Here is a 14,074-nt window from a genome sequence, read left to right as displayed (position 1 = left end):
GTGCACGGACGGCCTGACGGTCCGCCACCTGTCCGGATCGCACCGCTTTGCGGCACATCTGACGTATTGACATAGTTCTGGAGACTGCTGCCCGTCCGCCCATGGGAGTGCCCACACAATGACCATGCCCGGCTTCGGCCCGCTCGGCTCCGACGACGCCTTCTCCGAACTGCTGAACCGCTTCTTCGGCCTGAACCCGGCCGCCGCACCGCCCGCCGTCCAGCGGGTCCCCATCGGGCGGCTGCTCACCGAGTCCGCCCGGGACCTGATCGGCCGGGCCGAGCTGCGCGCCCAGGAGGACGGCAGCGCCGACCTCGACACCCCGCACCTGCTGTGGGCCGCCGCCCTGACCGACCCGGCCCGTTCGCTGCTCGCGCAGGCCGGCGCGGACCCGGACAAGCTCGCCGCCACCGTGGAGCGCACGCTGCCCGCCGGCGAGGCCGACCCGTCCGTGGAGCCGGGCCTGACGCCGGCCGCGAAACGGGTGCTGATCGGCGCGCACGCCCGCTCGCAGGCCGCCGGAGTCTCCTACATCGGGCCCGAGCACATCCTCGCGGCGCTGCTGGGCGACCCGGACTCGGCGGCCGGCCGGCTGCTGGCCGCGCACGGCGCCGACGCCGCCCGGCTGCAGCGCGGCGCGGAGGCCGCGGCCCGCGGCGAGCGCGGCGCCGAGGCCAGGCCGGAGAGCCGGACGCCGACCCTGGACGAGTACGGCCGCGACCTGACCGAGGACGCCAAGCTCGGCAGGCTGGACCCGGTGGTCGGCCGGGCCGAGGAGATCGAGCAGACCGTCGAGATCCTCTCCCGGCGCTCCAAGAACAACCCGGTGCTGATCGGCGAGCCCGGCGTCGGCAAGACCGCCATCGTCGAGGGCCTCGCCCAGCGGATCGTCACCGGCGACGTGCCCAGCACCCTGAAGGACCGCCGGGTGGTCGCCCTCGACCTGTCCGGCCTGGTGGCGGGCTCCAAGTACCGCGGCGAGTTCGAGGAGCGGCTGAAGAAGGTCATCGACGAGGTGCGGGAGGCCGCCGACTCGACCGTGCTGTTCATCGACGAGCTGCACACCGTGGTCGGCGCGGGCGCCGGCGGCGAGGGCGCGATGGACGCCGGCAACATGCTCAAGCCGGCGCTGGCCCGCGGCGAGCTGCACGTCATCGGCGCCACCACCATCGACGAGTACCGCAAGCACATCGAGAAGGACCCGGCGCTGGAGCGCCGCTTCCAGCCGGTGCTGATCCCCGAGCCGTCCGTCGAGGAGACCGTGCAGATCCTGGAGGGCCTGCGCGACTCGTACGAGGCGCACCACCAGGTCCGCTTCACCGACGAGGCGTTGCGCGCCGCCGCCGACCTGTCCGACCGGTACGTCTCCGACCGCTTCCTGCCCGACAAGGCGATCGACCTGATGGACCAGGCCGGCGCCCGGGTCCGGCTGCGCGGCCTGGGCCGCTCCACCGAGGTGATCGGCCGGGAGGACGAACTCGCCAAGCTGCGCCGCGAGAAGGACGAGGCGGTGGCCGCCGAGGACTTCGCCCGCGCCTCCGAGCTGAAGACCCGGATCGCCGACCTCGAGTCGCAGACCGCCGAGATCGAGGAGCGCCGCGAGGGCGTCGTCTCGGTCACCGTGGACGACATCGCCGACGTGCTGTCCCGGCAGACCGGCATCCCGGTCTCGCAGTTGACCGAGGACGAGAAGGCCCGGCTGCTGAAGCTGGAGGACGAGCTGCACGCCCGGGTGATCGGCCAGGACAAGGCGGTGGTCGCGGTCTCCGAGGCGGTCCGGCGCAGCCGGGCCGGGATGGCCGACCCGAACCGCCCGGTCGGCTCGTTCCTGTTCCTCGGCCCGACCGGCGTCGGCAAGACCGAACTCGCCAAGGCCCTGGCCGAGTTGATCTTCGGTGACGAGGACCGGCTGGTCCGCTTCGACATGAGCGAGTTCCAGGAGAAGCACACCGTCTCCCGGCTGGTCGGCGCCCCGCCCGGCTACGTCGGCTACGAGGAGGCCGGCCAGCTCACCGAGGCGGTCCGCCGCCGCCCGTACAGCGTGCTGCTGTTCGACGAGGTCGAGAAGGCCCACCCGGACGTGTTCAACGCACTGCTCCAGGTCCTCGACGACGGGCGGCTCACCGACGCCCAGGGCCGCACTGTGGACTTCCGCAACACCGTCGTCATCATGACGTCCAACATCGGCTCGCAGCTGATCCTCGCGCACCGCGGCGAGACCGACGAGATCCGCGACCGGCTGATGGCCGAGCTGCGCGGGCGCTTCCTGCCGGAGTTCCTCAACCGGATCGACGACATCATCGTCTTCGACGCCCTCGGCGAGGAGGACCTGCTGCGCATCGTCGACCTGATGCTGGCCAACTCCGAGCGCCGGGTGCGCGCGCAGGGCCTCGAACTGGAGGTCACCGAGGCGGCCAAGCGCTGGCTGGTCGACCGCGGCCACCAGCCCGAGTTCGGCGCCCGGCCGCTGCGCCGCACCATCCAGACCCAGCTGGACAACCGGCTCGCCACCCTGCTGCTGGCCGGCGACGTCCGGCCCGGCGACACCATCGTCGCGGACGCCCGGGACGGCGAACTGGTCTGCTCGATCGGCGCGCCCCACCCGGCCGGGGTCAGCGGGACGTGATGCGCGCCGCCCAGTCCGCGAGGGCGGCCCGGTTCGGCTGACCGGCCTTCTCCAGCAGGCTGGCCACGTGCTTCTCCACCGTGCGGGGCGAGATGCTCAGCCGGGCGGCGATCTCCTGGTTGCCGAGCCGCTGCGCGACCAGCAGCACCACCTCGTACTCGCGCACCGTCACCCGCCGTCCGCGCAGCGGCTCCGGAACCTGCTCGGTGCCGCTGCGCCGCTGCGGGACGCTGGCCCCGGCCTCGCGCAGCAGGCGCCGGCAGGCGGCCCCCACGGCCGGCACCCCGGCCCGGTGGAAGTACTCCTCGGCGCTGCGCAGCCACCCCTCCGGCTCGCCCCAGCCGTCGGCGAGCGCCGCCTCGGCGACCAGCCGCAGCCCGAGGTGGCGGGCCATCCCGAACGGGCGGGCCGCCCGGGGGCGGCCTCGGCGACCGCCTGTTCGGCGGCCGCCGCCCGCCCGGCCCGCCCCTGGTGGACGGCGTGGGCGAGCCGCTCGAACTGCCGGTTCCAGGCCAGGGCGGCGGCGTGGTCGGCGGCCGTCCGGGCGGCGTGCTCCTCGGCGGTCTCGGCGCCGGCCAGCGCGCGCAGCAGCGGGTGCAGGCCGTGCGCGCCGTTCAGGTAGAAGACGGAGGGGTGCCGGGCCTCCCAGCGGCGGGCCCGGTCGAACTCGGCGAGGGCCAGCGCCCGGTCCTCCTCCAGCAGCGCGCACACCGCCCGGCAGTTGCCGTGGGCGAGTGGCAGCTGCAGCGACTCCGCGCCGTTCCACCGGTCGAACTCGGCCAGCACCTCGTTCATCTCGGCCCGCCGGCCCTGGTGGGCGGCGACCATCGCCCTGGTCAGCAGCAGGAACTGGTGGTGGTCGACGTTGCGCAGCCGGGCGCTGGCCTCCAGGCCCTGGTCGGTGAGGGCGCGGGCCCGGGCGTAGTCGCCGCGCAGCACGGCGTGCATGGCGAGCGTCGCCTCGGCGGAGCGGACCAGGTCGAGCGCGCCCAGGTCGAGCGCGGCCCGGTGCGCCCGCTCCAGTTGGACCGACTCCCCGACCCGCATGAACTCGTTGACGCCGAGCCGCAGTTGGGCGTCAACCTGCCAGCCGGGGAGCCGGTGCCGGGCGGCCAGGTCGAGCAGCCGGCGCAGGCACCGGTCGGCCCGGTCGAAGCCGTGGCGGCGCTCCAGCAGGGCGAGCAACTGCCATGCCTGACAGGCGACTTCGGCCAGACCGGCAGCCTCGGCCCGTTCGGCGGCGCGGCGGGCCAGCCGCTCGGCGGCGGCGGTCCGCAGCTCGCCCTCCGGCACCTCGCCCCGGTGCCCCGGGACCTCCGGTGCGCCCTCCGCCCCCGCGGGGCCGCCGGCGCCGGCCAGCGCGAGGTGCGCCTCCACCACCTCCAGTGCGCAGGTCCGCTCGGGGCCGGCGTCCGGGCCGAGCAGGGCGCGGACCAGGGCGGCCTGTTCGGCGGCGTCGACGAACCGGCCGGCGGTGACGGCGGCCCGGGCCAGGCGCAGGTGCAGGGCGGCGGTGCGGTCGTCGCCGAGCGCGGCCGGTCCGCCCAGCGGGAGCGTCCGGGCGAGGTCGCGGGCCTGGTCGAACCGGCCGCTGTCGGCCAGGGCGTGCACCAGGTGCTCGCGGATCCCGCTCGCGGCGGCGGTGGCGGCGCCGTCCCCGCCGACCAGTTCCAGGGCGCGCTCCAGCAGGGCGACGGCGGACTCGGTCGCGCCGCCCTGCCGGGCCTCCTCGGCGGCCTCGGCGAACAGCCGGGCGGCGGCCTCCGGCTCGCCCGCGGACTGCCGCAGCACGGCCACCAACTGCCGCCACTCGCCCGGCAGTCCGGGGTAGGCGCGCTCCACCTCGCCGGCCGCGCGCCGGGCGATCGCGGCCCGCTCGCCGGGCAGCAGGTCGGCCAGCAGCGCGTCCGCGACCAGCGCGTGCCGGAACTCGTACCGGTCGGCGACCGGGCCGCTGGGCGACAGCAGCCGGGCGTCGATCCCGGCCCGCAGGTGGATCAGCAGGCTGCGGTCGTCCAGGCCGGTGACCAGTTGCAGCACCGGCAGTGCGAAGCGCCGCCCCAGCACGGCGGCGACGTTGAGCATCTCCCGGCCGGGCGGGTCGGCGATGAACCAGAGGCCGCGCCGCCGGGTGGTCAGCCGTCCGGGACGAGTGCGCGGAACACCGCGAGGTGCGCCGGGTCGGGGCGGTGGCGGTCGGCGCTCTCGTACCAGCGCCGGTCGAACTGCAGGTAGTACTGGAGCGATTGCCAGGAGAGCATGGGCGTTCCCGTCCGGACGAAGCGGCAGAAAAACGGGGTGGGCCCCGGCGGCGCGGCACCGCCGGGGCCCGGGAGACCGCTGGGGTCAGCAGCTGTGCGAGTCGCAGGAGGAGACGCTGATGGCCTCCTGGTCGATCGGGCTGCCCTCGACGGTGACCATCTTCTGCAGTTCCAGGACCTTCGCCATGAGGTGTTCCTCTCGGTTCGTCGTCCGCCCCGCCGGTCGGCCGGTGCGATGGGTCCATCACACGGCCGGCCGCTCCGAAAGCGCTCCGAGACCGCTCCGAGGCCCCTTCCGGGCCTTCGCCGACAGTGCCCCGTGGCAGACTCCGGCACCATGAACATCACTGCGGCGCCCCACAGTTGGGACGAATCCGTCGTGCTCTTCGAGAGCCGCGGCCTGCCGGTCTCCCGTTACGGGAACCTCTACGAGGAGACCTACGACGTCCACACCGGCGCTCTGAGCCTCACCGGCCCGCTGGACCTGGACGCCACCGAGCCGTACGGCACCGGCTTCGTCGTCGACGGCGACCTGGAGGTGACCGGCGCGATCCTCAACGTGGACGACGGCTGCCCGGCGCTGATCGTGCTCGGCGACCTGACTGCCGGGGCGATCCATCTGGAGGGCGACGCCAAGCTCCTGGTCCGCGGCACCGTCCGGACCGGCGCGTTCGTCGGCCACATGACGGACAAGCTGGTGATGATCGGCGGCGACCTGCACGCCGGCGTCACCGTCCTGTCGGCCGGCTTCTTCCCCGACGAGATCAGCGGCGCCCTGACCGGCCCCGTCCTCGCCGCCCCGTACGCCCTCGCCGAGCTGGGCCGCGAGGTCGCCACTCCGTCCGCCGCCGACGTCCTCGTCCCCGAGGTCCTGCGCACGGACCGGGACGAGGACGACGACACCTGCTTCGACGCCCCGGGCGTCCACGGCTCCCGGCTCCGGGCCCGCCTGGAAGCGGGCCTCCCGGTGCTGCGCTAGACGTTCTCGGCCTGGACCTCGCCCGCCGCCACGGCTTCGGCGAGCCGGGCGTGGTCGGCGGTGTTGAGGTCGGCGTAGTGGTGGGCGAAGGCGGCGACGGAGCGGTCGAAGGTGTCGGAGCGGCCGAGGTAGGCGGCGATGGCGATCCGGTCGCCGGAGCGGGCGTGGGCGCGGGCCAGGGCGGTGCCGCAGAGGACGGCGTAGGCGCGCAGGGTGCGGGTGGCCATCGTGCCGGGCTCGGCGGAGCCCTTCATGTCGCGGAGTTGGCGCCAGTAGAAGTGGCGGCCGCCGGGGCCGGTCATCCAGCCGAGGAAGATGTCGCTGGCGGCCTGGATGAGCCGCTGGCCGGCGACCACGCGTTCGCCGTGGTGGCGGTACCGGCTGGGCGTCAGGTACGGCTCCAGGACGGACGCCTGGGCCTCCTTCACCTGGAGGATCAGCGGGTCGTCCGCGTCCCGGCCCTCCAGCAGCACGATGAAGCACCGGGTGCCGACGCTGCCGACGCCGACCACCTTGCGGGCGACGTCGACGAAGCGGTAGCGGTCGAGCAGGCGGCGGCGGTCGTCGGGGAGGCTGTCGGCGTAGTCGGTGAGCAGGCCGCGCACCTCGTCGGTGTCGAAGCCGAGGTGTTCGACCAGCGGGGGCTGGTCCTTGAAGCGGCGGCCGGCGGGGGTGGATTCGGTGAGCTTGCCGGCCGCCTGGAGGCTGTCGCGGCGGCGGGCGGAGGCGAGGTTGGCCTCGATCCGGCGGCGCGGCCTGCCCTTGAGGCTGTCGGCCAGGTGCTGGGCGTCGATGTGCCGGTACCAGACCGTCAGTTCGCCGAGGGCGGCGAGGTCCCGCAGGTGTTCGCGGTAGGCACGGACGGCGTCGAGCACCACCTGGTGGGTGTCCTCGGGGGTGTCGCCGTTCTCCCGGGCGGCGACGGCGAGGCTGGCGGCGAGCCGCTGCACGTCCCATTCGAACGGGCCGGGCAGGGTCTCGTCGAAGTCGTTGAGGTCGAACAGCAGGGTGCGTTCGGGCGAGCCGTACAGGCCGAAGTTGACCAGGTGGGCGTCGCCGCAGAGTTGCACGGTGAGTCCGCTGGTGGGGGCGGTGGCGAGGTCGCCGGCCATCACGGCGGCGGCGCCGCGCAGGAACGCGAACGGGGAGGCGGCCATCCGGCCGGTGCGGATCGGGACGAGTTCGGGGACCCGGTCGGCGGCCTGGTCGCGCAGGACGGCGACCGGGTCGGGCCGGTCGGCGGCGGGCCGCCAGTGGCCGGCGGTGGAGCGCGGGGCGCGCTTGCGGGCGGCGCGGCCGAGTTCGGCGCGTTCGGCGGCCGTCAGCCAGGGGGTGTCCATCGGTGGGGCTCCTCGCGTCCGGGGCGGTGGACGAGAAGACGTACCGCCCCGGCGCCGCTCCGTATCGACGGAGGGCGCCGGGGCGGCACCGGCTCACCCGAACGGCGGACCTACATGTTGATCATGTGTCCGGCCAGTCCGTGGATCGCCTCCTTGACGGCCTCGCCCAGCGTCGGGTGGGCGTGGATGTTGCGGCCGACCTCGTGCACGGTCAGGTCCCACTGCTGGGCGAGCGTCAGCTCCGGCAGCAGCTCGGTGACCTCGGGGCCGATCAGGTGCGCGCCGAGCAGCTCGCCGTGGGTGTTGTCGCAGATCACCTTGACGAAGCCGACGGGCTGGCCCAGGCCGTGCGCCTTGCCATTGGCGGTGAACGGGAACTTCTGCACCTTGACGTCGTGGCCCAGGTCGCGGGCCTGCGCCTCGGTGTAGCCGAACGAGGCGACCTGCGGCTGGCAGTAGGTGGCTCGCGGGACCATCACGAAGTCGATCTCCATGGTCTCGTGCTCGGCGATCGTCTCCGCGGCGACCACGGCCATCGCCTCGGCGGCGTGCGCCAGCATCAGCTTCGCGGTGACGTCGCCGATCGCGAAGATGTGGTCGACGCTGGTGCGGCCCCGGCCGTCGACCTCGATCGCGCCGCGCTCGGTGAGCTTCACGCCGGTGACCTCCAGGCCGTAGCCCTGGGTGCGCGGCACGAAGCCGATCGCCTGCAGGACCTTGTCGGCCTCCAGCACCTCCTGCTTGCCGTCGCGGGTGACGGTGACCTTGACCGGCTTGTTCGGGTCGGAGTCGTCGATCGCGTCGACCCGGGTGGAGGTGAGCACCTGGATGCCCAGCTTGCGGTACTGCTTGGCGAGTTCGGCGGACACGTCGGCGTCCTCCAGCGGCACCATGCGGTCCAGGAACTCGACGATGGTGACCTTGACGCCGTAGTTGTGCAGCACGTACGCGAACTCGACGCCGATCGCGCCGGCGCCCGCGATGATGATCGACCCGGGGAGCTGCTCGGTGAGGATCTGCTCCTCGTAGGTGACGACCCGCTCGCTGAGCGAGGTGCCGGGCAGCAGCCGGGTGGTGGCGCCCGCGGCGATGATGCAGTGGTCGAAGGTGACCAGCTCGAACCCGCCGCCGCGCAGCGCGACCTGCAGGGTGTGGTCGTCGACGAAGGTGCCCCAGCCGTCGTACTCCGTGATGTTGTTCTTCTTCATCAGGTAGTGGACGCCCTTGACCCGGCCGTCGGCGACCTGCCGGGACCGGCTGAACGCCTTGCCGTAGTCGAACGACACCTGGCCCTGCACCTGGATGCCGTAGAGGTCGGCCTCCTTCAGCACGGTGTGGGCGAGTTCGGCGTTGCGCAGCAGCGCCTTGGAGGGGATGCAGCCGACGTTCAGGCAGACGCCGCCCCAGTACTTGGCCTCGATCACGGCGGTGCGCAGGCCGAGCTGGGAGGCGCGGACGGCGGCGGTGTAGCCGCCGGGGCCGGCGCCCAGGACGACCACGTCGTAGTGCGTGCTCATGTTTCCTCCGGAGACTTCGAAGACCACGTTGGCTTCGCGGCCATGGTGTCAGTACATCAGGTCACGAACCGTCAGAGCTCGGGGAGGTCGGGCAGCGCGCGGGCGTGCAGCCAGTCGTCGAGCAGCGGGCGCACCGGACGGTCGGTGCAGCGGGAGGCGTGCGCGGCGAAGTCGTCGGTGGTGACGACGGAGTGCCGGTGGGCGGTGGCCCAGCCGTGCAGCAGCCGGAAGAACGCGGCGTCGCCGACGGCGCAGCGCAGGGCGTGCACGGTGAGGCCGCCGCGTTCGTACACCCGGTCGTCGAACATGTGCCGCCTGCCCGGGTCGCCGATCGCCAGGTCCTGCGGGAGGCCGCGCAGCTGCCGGTGGGCGTCGGCGGCCAGGTGCTGCGCGGTGGGGCCGCCGGTGCGCTCGGACCACAGCCATTCGGCGTACTTGGCGAGGCCCTCGTTCAGCCAGATGTGCCGCCAGTCGGCGATGGTGACGCTGTTGCCGAACCACTGGTGGGCGAGTTCGTGGGCGACCAGGCGTTCCCAGCCGCGCCGCCCGTCGACGTGGTTGCGGCCGAAGGCGGCCATGCCCTGGGCCTCGACGGGGACGTCGAGCTCCTCGTCGACCACGGCGACGGTGTACTCGCCGAACGGGTACGGGCCGAACAGCTCCTCGAACAGCCGCATCATCTGCGGCTGCCGCCCGAAGTCGTGCGCGAACGCGGCGTGCAGGGCCGGCGGCGCCCAGCCGGTCTGCGGGACGGTGCCGGGGGCGCGCCCGGCCAGCGGGAGCTCGCGCAGCGGGGCGACCGCCAGTCCGACCAGGTAGGACGCGGTGGGCGCGGGCTGCTCGTACACCCAGGTGGTCGCGGAGGAGCGGGTGGTGCGGCTGAGCAGGCGGCCGCCGGTGACCACGGCGTACGGGGACGCGGTGGTGACGGCCAGCTGGTAGGCGGCCTTGTCGGCGGGCCGGTCGTTGCACGGGAACCAGGACGGCGCGCCGACCGGCTGCGAGGCGACCAGCGCGCCGTCCTCGATCTCCTCGAAGCCGAGCCCGCCCCAGGGGCTGCGGACCGGGCGCGGGTTGCCGGACCAGTGCACCTCGCAGGTGAAGACGGCGCCGGCGGCCGGCGCCTTGGCGGGCTTGACCCGCAGCTTGCCGTCGCGGTGCGCGTAGTGCGCGGCCCTGCCGTCGACCAGCACCTTGCCGATCCGGAACGCGGCCAGGTCGAGGGTGAACTCGCGCAGCGGCTCCGGGCCGGCTATGGCGGCGATCCGCGCCGAGCCGGCCAGCCGGTTGGGGCCGGGCCGGTAGTCGAGGGCCAGTTCGTAGCGGTGGGCGTGGTAGCGCGGGTCGCCGTTGCGGGGGAAGTACGGGTCGGCGCTCACCGCTGCGGTTCCTCCTCGCCCGACTGCCACGCTTCGATCGGGTTGCCCAGCCAGCGGGTGTCGGCGGGCACCGTCTCGGCGCGCATCACCAGGGAGGCGGGGCCGAGGGTGGTGCGCTCGCCGACGGTGCTGCCGGGGAGCACGATCCCGCCCGGGCCCAGGGTGGATCCCGCACGGAGCTCCACAGTATCGAGCCTCATGATCCGGTCGTGGAAGAGGTGCGTCTGCAGCACGCAGCCCCGGTTGACGCTCACCCCGTCGCCGAGGGTCACCAGGTCGGCCTCGGGCAGCCAGTAGCTCTCGCACCACACGCCGCGCCCGATCCGCGCGCCGATCGACCGCAGCCACAGCGTCATCACCGGCGTGCCGGCGGCGCGGCCGACCAGCCACGGCACGGCCAGCACCTCGGTGAAGGTGTCGGCCAGCTCGTTGCGCCACACGAACCCGGACCACAGCGGGTGCTCGACCGCCCGGAACCGGCCCACCAGCAGCCACTTCGCGGCAGCGGAGACCGCGCAGGCGACCAGGCCGGCGGCCAGCAGCACCAGGCCCGACAGCAGCGGCTGCCCGACGGCGCACAGCGCGGCGGCGGTCAGCACGGCCAGCGCGGCGGAGGCCAGCACCGGGACGATCCGGCCCAGTTCGGTCAGGCCGCGCGCCCAGCGCAGCCGGGCCGGCGGCTCGTAGGTGAGCGCCAGGTCGGCGGTGTCGGCGGCCCGCGGCAGCCTGACCGGCGGCATGCCCAGGTAGGAGCTGCCGCGCTTGGCCTTCTTCGGGGTCGCCGACAGCACCCCGACCAGTCCCCGGTCCGGCACCGCCCGCCCGGGCGCCGTCATGCCGGAGTTGCCGAGGAACGCCCGTTCGCCGATCTCGGCCCGCCCGATCCGCACCCAGCCGCCGCCCAGCTCGTACGGGGCGATCAGGGTGTCGTCGGCGAGGAACGCCCCGTCGCCGACCGTGGTCAGGCTGGGCAGCGCGAGCACGGTCGACACCTCGGCGCCCCGGCCGACCCGCATGCCGAGCAGCCGCAGCCACACGGGGGTGATCAGCCCGGCGTACAGCGGGAACAGCGTCTCCCGGGCCAGGTCCATCAGCTGGCTGACCGTCCAGGCCTGCCAGCCGATCCGGCCGTGCAGCGGGTGGTGGCCGGTGCGCAGGCCCCGCGACAGCAGCCGCACCGCGATCAGCACCTTCGCGGCGTACGCCAGCCCGTAGGCCAGCGTGGCGGGGACCAGGGCGAGCAGCGCGCCCCGCAGCGCCTGCGCCAGGCCGTCGCCGGGGTGCACGAACTGCCCGGCGATCAGCAGGGCGGGCAGCGCGGAGAGCACCGGCAGGGCGGACAGCACGAAACCGGTGGCGCCGTACACGGCGGCCCAGCGGGCCGAGCGCGGCGGGCGCTGCTTGGGCCAGCCGCGCTCGGCCTTGCCGGTCTTCACGGCGGGCGCGCCGGCCCAGCGCTGGCCGGTCGGGACGTGCCCGGTGACGCCGGAGCCGGGCGCCACCTCGGCCCGCTTGCCGATCTTCGCGCCGGGCAGCAGCGTCGAGCGGGTGCCGACCACCGCGCCGGCACCGATCCGCAGTGCGCCGACCTCCAGCCGGTCGCCGTCCAGCCAGTAGCCGGACAGGTCGACCTCGTTCTCGATCGCGCAGCCCTTGCCGAGCCGCAGCAGGCCGGTCACCGGCGGCAGCGAGTGCAGGTCCACGTCCGGCGCGACCCGGCAGCCCAGGGCGCGGGCGTACCGCACCAGCCAGGCCCCCGACAGCTGCACCGCGCCGGACGCCTCGGCGAGCCGCTCGGCCGTCCACAGCCGCAGGTGCACGCTGCCGCCGCGCGGGTACCGGCCCGGGCCGACGCCGCGCAGCAGCAGCCGGGCGCCGCCCGCGGCGATCGCCAGCCGGCCGGGCGCCGAGTACAGCAGCAGCGCGCCGCCGGCCAGCAGCCACCACGGCGCGGCGGGCGCCCACGGGTAGTCGCCGACCAGGTGCAGCACGGTGCCGAGCGCGGCCAGCGCCAGCGACCACTTCAGGCCCGTCAGGGTGGCCAGCGGCAGCATCAGCAGCAGTTGCAGGGCCTGCGCGCGGCGCGGGGTCGGCTCGACGGTGCGCACCGGTCCCCCGGCCTGGGCGGACCGCTCCAGCAGCCGGGCCAGCTTGCGCAGCGTCGGCTGCTGGTAGATGTCGAGGACCGAGACGGCCGGGTAGCGGCCGCGCAGCAGCGTGGTCAGCCGGGCGGCCGCGAGCGACCCTCCGCCGATCGCGAAGAAGTCGTCCCCGGCGCCGCGCACCTGCGTGCCGAGGATCTGCGTCCACTGCTCGGCCAGCCACGCCTCGGTGCCGTACAGCTGCTCGGCGGGGCCGGAGGTCTCCAGGTCGGGCAGCGGCCACGGCAGCGCGTCCCGGTCGACCTTGCCGGACGTCCGGGTCGGCAGGTGCTCGACGGTCGCCAGCAGCGGCACCAGTGCCGCCGGCAGCTCGGCCCGCAGCCGGGCCACGGCCGCCTCGCGGTCGAAGCCCGGCTGCGCCACCAGGTAGCCGACCAGCAGCTGGTTGCCGCCGCGCGCCGTCCGCACCGCCGCCGCCGCGCCCGAGACGGCGGGCAGCGCCTGCAGGGCCGCGTCCACCTCGCCGAGCTCGATCCGCCGGCCGCCGAGCTTGATCTGCTCGTCGGCGCGGCCCAGGAACACCAGCCCCTCGGGTTCGGCCCGCACCAGGTCGCCGCTGCGGTACGCCCGTTCCCAGCCCAGCGAGGCCAGCGGCGCGTACTTCTCGGCGTCCTTGGCCGGGTCCAGGTAGCGGGCCAGGCCGACGCCGCCGATCACCAGCTGGCCGCTGCCGCCCATCGGCACCGGCGTCCCGGCCTCGTCGACCACGGCCAGCTCCCAGCCGTCCAGCGGCAGGCCGATCCGGACGGGCGCCTCCCCGGTCAGCAGCGCGCCGCAGGCCACCACCGTCGCCTCGGTCGGGCCGTAGGTGTTCCACACCTCGCGGCCCTCGGTGACCAGCCGCTCCGCCAGCTCGGGCGGGCACGCCTCGCCGCCGAAGACCAGCAGCCGCACCTCGTTCAGCGACTCGGCCGGCCACAGCGCCGCGAGGGTCGGCACCGTGGAGATGACGGTGATCTCCTGCTCGGCCAGCCACGGCCCCAGGTCGGCCCCGCTGCGCACCTGCGCCCGCGGCACGGGGACCAGGCAGGCGCCGTGCCGCCACGCCAGCCACATCTCCTCGCAGGACGCGTCGAACGCCACCGACAGCCCCGCCATCACCCGGTCCCCGGGCCCGATCGGTTCGTCCTGCAGGAACATCGCCGCTTCGGCGTCCACGAACGCCGCCGCGCTGCGGTGCGTCACCGCGACGCCCTTCGGCTTCCCCGTCGAGCCGGACGTGAAGATGATCCAGGCGTCGTGCTCCGGCCCGGGCGGCTCCGCCTCGTGCCCGGACGGCTTCACCTTCTCCAGCCGCAGGTCCGGCCCGATCACCGCGTTGACGTCCGCCTCGCCGAACACCAGCTCGGCCCGCTCGTCCGGGTCCTCGAAGTCCACCGGGACGTACGCGGCGCCGGCCGCGAGCACTCCCAGGATCGCCACGTACAGCTCGTTGCCGCCCGACGGCACCCGCACCCCGACCCGGTCCCCCAGTCCGACGCCGGCCTGCCCGAGCTTCCGCCGGACCCGCTCGACGGCGGCCAGCAGCGCCGCGTAGCTCAGGGTCTCCCGGCCGTCGTCGAGCGCGGGCTCCTGCGGGTGCGCGGCCGCGGTCGCGGCCAGCACGTCCACCAGTGTGCGCGGCGAAGACGCAGGTCGGGCACGGAACAGCGCGGGGTCGGAATCGGTGATCACGGCGATACGGTCCTCGTTCCGGCTTTCCCAACGGTGAACGGAAAGCCTAAAGGAGGAAAACGTGACATAACGAGCAGGCGCGGGCGGGCCGGACGGACGGCGGGGCCGCGGCCGGCGCCGGTGGTCCGCGCCTGGC

The 14,074-nt window shown here is 74.6% G+C and carries 9 protein-coding genes; 2 read left to right on the top strand and 7 right to left on the bottom strand.

The window, feature by feature from the left end:
• The first annotated feature begins 118 nt into the window (after window positions 1–118).
• Window positions 119–2,626, top strand: a complete 2,508-nt coding sequence (locus tag ACFV1L_RS18825; RefSeq protein ID WP_380367171.1) for an ATP-dependent Clp protease ATP-binding subunit — start codon at window positions 119–121, stop codon at window positions 2,624–2,626.
• Here the strand turns inward: ACFV1L_RS18825 and ACFV1L_RS18820 are convergent.
• The 3 genes from ACFV1L_RS18820 to ACFV1L_RS18810 are packed head-to-tail and all read right to left on the bottom strand — an operon-like array spanning window position 2,613 to window position 4,887.
• Window positions 2,613–2,798, bottom strand: coding sequence for a response regulator transcription factor (locus tag ACFV1L_RS18820; RefSeq protein ID WP_380367170.1), 186 nt, complete (start codon window positions 2,796–2,798; stop codon window positions 2,613–2,615). The two genes, ACFV1L_RS18825 and ACFV1L_RS18820, sit on opposite strands and share 14 nt — an antisense overlap.
• A complete protein-coding gene (locus ACFV1L_RS18815) occupies window positions 2,795–4,711 on the bottom strand; it encodes a hypothetical protein (protein ID WP_380367168.1) in 1,917 nt (638 codons plus the stop codon). The genes ACFV1L_RS18820 and ACFV1L_RS18815 overlap by 4 nt, the downstream gene beginning before the upstream one ends.
• 50 nt (window positions 4,712–4,761) lie before the next feature.
• Window positions 4,762–4,887, bottom strand: a complete 126-nt coding sequence (locus tag ACFV1L_RS18810; RefSeq protein ID WP_380367167.1) for a hypothetical protein — start codon at window positions 4,885–4,887, stop codon at window positions 4,762–4,764.
• 337 nt (window positions 4,888–5,224) lie between these two features.
• Between ACFV1L_RS18810 and ACFV1L_RS18805 the strand changes: the two genes are divergently transcribed.
• The gene (locus ACFV1L_RS18805) at window positions 5,225–5,866 is read left to right on the top strand and encodes a hypothetical protein (protein ID WP_380367166.1); all 642 of its coding nucleotides are present in this window, start codon (window positions 5,225–5,227) and stop codon (window positions 5,864–5,866) included.
• Here the strand turns inward: ACFV1L_RS18805 and ACFV1L_RS18800 are convergent.
• The 4 genes from ACFV1L_RS18800 to ACFV1L_RS18785 all read right to left on the bottom strand — a co-directional run bounded on the left by ACFV1L_RS18800 (window position 5,863) and on the right by ACFV1L_RS18785 (window position 13,938).
• Window positions 5,863–7,206: a DUF2252 domain-containing protein gene (locus tag ACFV1L_RS18800; protein WP_380367164.1), complete on the bottom strand. Its 1,344-nt coding sequence runs from the start codon at window positions 7,204–7,206 to the stop codon at window positions 5,863–5,865. The two genes, ACFV1L_RS18805 and ACFV1L_RS18800, sit on opposite strands and share 4 nt — an antisense overlap.
• A 110-nt stretch (window positions 7,207–7,316) precedes the next feature.
• Window positions 7,317–8,723 (bottom strand): dihydrolipoyl dehydrogenase, encoded by a 1,407-nt coding sequence (gene lpdA / locus ACFV1L_RS18795; protein ID WP_380367162.1) that lies wholly within the window; start codon window positions 8,721–8,723, stop codon window positions 7,317–7,319.
• A gap of 71 nt (window positions 8,724–8,794) precedes the next feature.
• Complete coding sequence (locus ACFV1L_RS18790) at window positions 8,795–10,102, bottom strand: M1 family metallopeptidase (RefSeq protein ID WP_380367161.1); 1,308 nt, start codon at window positions 10,100–10,102, stop codon at window positions 8,795–8,797.
• Complete coding sequence (locus tag ACFV1L_RS18785) at window positions 10,099–13,938, bottom strand: Pls/PosA family non-ribosomal peptide synthetase (RefSeq protein ID WP_380367159.1); 3,840 nt, start codon at window positions 13,936–13,938, stop codon at window positions 10,099–10,101. Before ACFV1L_RS18785 ends, ACFV1L_RS18790 begins: the two co-directional genes overlap by 4 nt.
• Between the last annotated feature and the right edge of the window lie 136 nt (window positions 13,939–14,074).

The organism is Kitasatospora sp. NPDC059646 (genome assembly GCF_042734615.1).
In the GTDB taxonomy this organism is placed as follows: Bacteria; Actinomycetota; Actinomycetes; order Streptomycetales; family Streptomycetaceae; genus Kitasatospora.
This window is presented reverse-complemented; position numbering and strand designations above follow the sequence as displayed.

What these genes read in the sequence shown, in the direction of transcription:
- ACFV1L_RS18825 (WP_380367171.1), top strand. Translation starts at nt 119, where the DNA reads ATGACCATGCCCGGCTTCGGCCCGCTCGGCTCCGACGACGCCTTCTCC.
- ACFV1L_RS18815 (WP_380367168.1), bottom strand. Translation starts at nt 4,711, where the DNA reads ATGCTCAACGTCGCCGCCGTGCTGGGGCGGCGCTTCGCACTGCCGGTG.
- ACFV1L_RS18810 (WP_380367167.1), bottom strand. Translation starts at nt 4,887, where the DNA reads ATGCTCTCCTGGCAATCGCTCCAGTACTACCTGCAGTTCGACCGGCGC.
- ACFV1L_RS18805 (WP_380367166.1), top strand. Translation starts at nt 5,225, where the DNA reads ATGAACATCACTGCGGCGCCCCACAGTTGGGACGAATCCGTCGTGCTC.
- ACFV1L_RS18800 (WP_380367164.1), bottom strand. Translation starts at nt 7,206, where the DNA reads ATGGACACCCCCTGGCTGACGGCCGCCGAACGCGCCGAACTCGGCCGC.
- lpdA (WP_380367162.1), bottom strand. Translation starts at nt 8,723, where the DNA reads ATGAGCACGCACTACGACGTGGTCGTCCTGGGCGCCGGCCCCGGCGGC.